The organism is Solidesulfovibrio sp., from assembly GCF_029978005.1.
Lineage (GTDB): Bacteria > Desulfobacterota > Desulfovibrionia > Desulfovibrionales > Desulfovibrionaceae > Solidesulfovibrio.
The window spans coordinates 1-3654 of record NZ_JARKOZ010000221.1 but is presented as its reverse complement, the minus strand read 5'-3'; the positions used below and the strand labels follow the sequence as shown (position 1 = coordinate 3654).

At 63.6% G+C, this 3654-nt stretch carries 3 protein-coding genes; all 3 read left to right on the top strand.

Translation table 11 applies throughout. From position 1 onward, the window contains the following. Window positions 1–309 precede the first annotated feature (309 nt). A complete protein-coding gene (clpP, locus tag Q1K70_RS21965; RefSeq protein WP_300164868.1) occupies window positions 310–924 on the top strand; it encodes an ATP-dependent Clp endopeptidase proteolytic subunit ClpP in 615 nt (204 codons plus the stop codon). Between the two features lie 157 nt (window positions 925–1081). Then, window positions 1082–2335 (top strand): ATP-dependent Clp protease ATP-binding subunit ClpX, encoded by a 1254-nt coding sequence (gene clpX / locus Q1K70_RS21960; RefSeq protein ID WP_300164865.1) that lies wholly within the window; start codon window positions 1082–1084, stop codon window positions 2333–2335. A 131-nt stretch (window positions 2336–2466) separates the two neighbouring features. Next, a partial coding sequence (locus Q1K70_RS21955; RefSeq protein ID WP_300164862.1) for an LON peptidase substrate-binding domain-containing protein occupies window positions 2467–3654 on the top strand: 1188 nt, incomplete at its 3' end.

The following is a 3654-nucleotide window of genomic DNA, read 5'->3' as shown; positions in this document are numbered from 1 at the left end:
ATCATGGTGCGCGACAAGCTGTTGGCGGACAAGGCCGCGGACTTCATCTACGCCAACGCCGCCGTCACCAAGGTGCCGCCCGCGGAAAAGCCCGAGGGCGAAGCGGAAGGGGGCGACAAGGGCTACGGCGTGCGCGACTAGCCCAGTGTTTGGGCCGGTTCTTGCATACCGTTCGTTGACGACAACGGGCCGCGGCGGCGAAAATCCGCCTGCCGCGGCCCAAAACCCGAAGCGCGCGTGCGCGGCGGGGACGGGGAAGCGACAGAATTGTCCAGCCCGCCTCCCCGGCCGGCGTAAAACGGGAGCGACATGACCACCATCCCCATAGTCATCGAGACCACCGGTCGTTCCGAACGGGCCTACGACATCTATTCCCGGCTGCTGCGCGACCGCATCATCCTGCTCGGCAGCGCCGTGGACGATTATGTCGCCAACCTCATCTGCGCGCAGCTCCTTTTCCTGGAATCCGAAGACCCGGAAAAGGAAATCTTCATGTACATCAACTCCCCGGGCGGCGTGGTCTCGGCCGGGCTCGCCATCTACGACACCATGCAGTTCATCCTGCCGCCGGTCTCGACCCTGTGCATGGGGCAGGCCGCGAGCATGGGCGCGCTTTTGCTGTGCGCCGGCGCCACGGGCATGCGCTACGCACTGCCGCACAGCCGCATCATGATCCACCAGCCCTCGGGCGGCTTCCAGGGTCAGGCCACGGACATCGAGATCCACGCCAAGGAAACCAAGCGCACCCGCGACGCCCTCAATGAAATCATGGCCAAGCACACCGGTCAGCCCATCGAGAAGATCCAGCTCGACACCGAGCGCGACAATTTCATGAGCGCCGAGGAGGCCATGGCCTACGGCCTCATCGACAAGGTGTTGACCTCCCGCGATCCTATTGCGAAGAAGGAACCCGAGGACGCCTAGCGCGGCGTCCTTGAAGATGGGCTTGTTTTGGCGAAAAATAAGTATTCTGGTAAGTTGCCTTGGGAGCATGCACGCGCGGACTTCGAGGAAAAGACGCTGGGTCCCGCCGGGGACCAGGTGAAAACGTCCGGACGGTCGGACAGGGTGGGTTTACCCAATGACTAAGAAGAAGAGCACCGTTTCAGGCGAGTTGTGCTGCTCGTTTTGCGGAAAGAACCAGGACGAGGTCCAGCGGCTCATCGCCGGGCCCGACGTCTACATCTGCGACGAGTGCGTCTCGCTTTGCAACGAGATCATCGCCCAGGAGTCCGTGAGCGAGGAGACCGAGGGCGGCAAGCTCCTGCCCCCGGCCGAGATCAAGCGCCTCCTCGACGAATACGTCATCGGCCAGGAGCAGGCGAAGAAGATCCTCGCCGTGGCCGTCCACAACCACTACAAGCGCGTGTTCTACGCCGGGGCCGCCGGCGTCGACGACGTGGAGATCGACAAGAGCAACATCCTCCTGATCGGTCCCACCGGTTCCGGCAAGACCCTGCTGGCCCAGACCCTGGCCCGCATCCTCAACGTGCCCTTCGCCATCGCCGACGCCACCACCCTGACCGAGGCCGGTTACGTGGGCGAGGATGTGGAGAACATCCTGGTGCAGCTGCTGCAGAATGCCGACTACGACATCGAGGCGGCCAGCAAGGGCATCATCTACATCGACGAGATCGACAAGATCGCGCGCAAGGGCGACAGCCCGTCCATCACCCGCGACGTGTCGGGCGAGGGCGTGCAGCAGGCGCTGCTCAAGATCATCGAAGGCACCGAGGCCAACATCCCGCCCAAGGGCGGCCGCAAGCACCCGCAGCAGGAGTTCATCCGGTTAAATACCGCCAACATCCTGTTCATCGTCGGCGGCGCCTTCATCGGCCTGGACAAGATCGTCGGCCAGCGCATGCGCGGCTCGGCCATGGGCTTCGGGGCCAAGGTCGAACCCCGCCACGACGACGACGCCACGCGGATGCTGGCCCAGACGCATCCGGCCGACCTCATCAAGTTCGGGCTCATCCCCGAATTCATCGGCCGCATTCCGATCCTGACCAGCCTCGAGGAGCTGACCAAGGACGACCTCGTGCGCATCCTGACCGAGCCCAAAAACGCCCTGGTCAAGCAGTACCAGAAGCTCTTCGAGCTGGACAAGGTGCGCCTGCGCTTCACGAAAAACGCCATGGACGCCATCGCCGAGAAGGCCATCGAGCGAAAGACCGGCGCGCGGGGGCTTCGCAACGTCATGGAGACCATCATGCTCGAGATCATGTACAAGCTGCCGTCCTTGACCGGCGTCAAGGAGTGCGTGATCAACAAGGCCGTCGTGGAGAAGGGCCTGGAACCGCTGCTTTTCTACCACCAGGAAGTCAAGACGGCCTGATGCCCGCGTCACCCGTTTGACAACGGCGGCATCGGCCTTACACTAGAACCTGCCGCAAAAGGACCGCCGGGCCGGAGCGAACCTCCGGCCCGGAGCCCACAGCCGAGAAAACCCCGTAAGCGGGAGGTTGCATGACGGGTTTTACCTTCGACAATGACCGGTTCGCCGCCGACGCCATACGCCTGCCCATGATGAGCCTTCGGGAAGTGGTCATGTTCCCGCGTTCCATCGCCCCCCTGTTCGTCGGACGCGAGGCCTCCATCAAGGCCATCGAACAGGCCGTGGCCGCCCACGACAAGAAGATCTTCCTGGTCGCCCAGCGTTCGCCCGAGACCGAGAAGCCCAATCCCGACGATCTGTTCGGCATGGGTACCGTGAGCAAGATCCTCCAGATGCTGCGCCTGCCCGACGGCACCATCAAGGTGCTCTTCGAGGGCCTGTACCGGGCCGAATGGGAGCCCGAGACCATGGGCGTGGGCGAGGACGCCGACTATCCCATGGTCACCGTGCGCCGCGTGCCCGAGGAGGAGTCCGCCGGGGCCGAGTCCGACGCGCTGATCCGCGCGACGCAGGAAGCCCTGGAACAGTACGGCCGCATCAACAAGAAGCTGGCCCCGGAAACCATTCTGGCCATCAATTCCATCACCGCCCCGGGACGGCTGGCCGACGCCGTCATGCCCCACCTCAAGGTGGACTACATCAAGAAGCAGGGCGTGCTGGAAGAGCTCGAGCCGGTCAAGCGCCTGGAGGAGGCCTACGCCTTCCTGCAGGGCGAGATCGAAATCTCCTCCATCGAGAAGCGCATCAAGAACCGCGTCAAGCAGCAGATGGAGAAGAACCAGAAAGAATACTATTTAAACGAGCAGATCAAGGCCATCAACAAGGAGATGGGCCGCGAGGACGATCCCGGGGCCGAGGCCGCCGAATTCGAGACGCGCCTGGCCGAGAAGAACATGTCCGACGAGGCCCGGGAGAAGACCCTCCGCGAGATCAAGAAGCTGCGCCAGATTCCGCCGTCCTCGGCCGAGTACACGGTGGTGCGCAACTACGTGGAATGGATCCTCGATCTGCCCTGGAACGTTTACAAGGAAGCCGACCTCGACATAACGGCCGCCGAGAGCGTGCTCAACGAGGACCACTACGGCCTGGAAAAGCCCAAGGAGCGCATCCTGGAGTATCTGGCCGTGCAGAAGCTCGTCGAGCGCATCAAGGGGCCGATCCTGTGCCTGGTCGGGCCTCCGGGCGTGGGCAAGACGTCGCTGGCCAAGTCCATCGCCAAGGCCATGGGTCGCGAGTTCGTGCGCCTGTCTCTCGGCGGC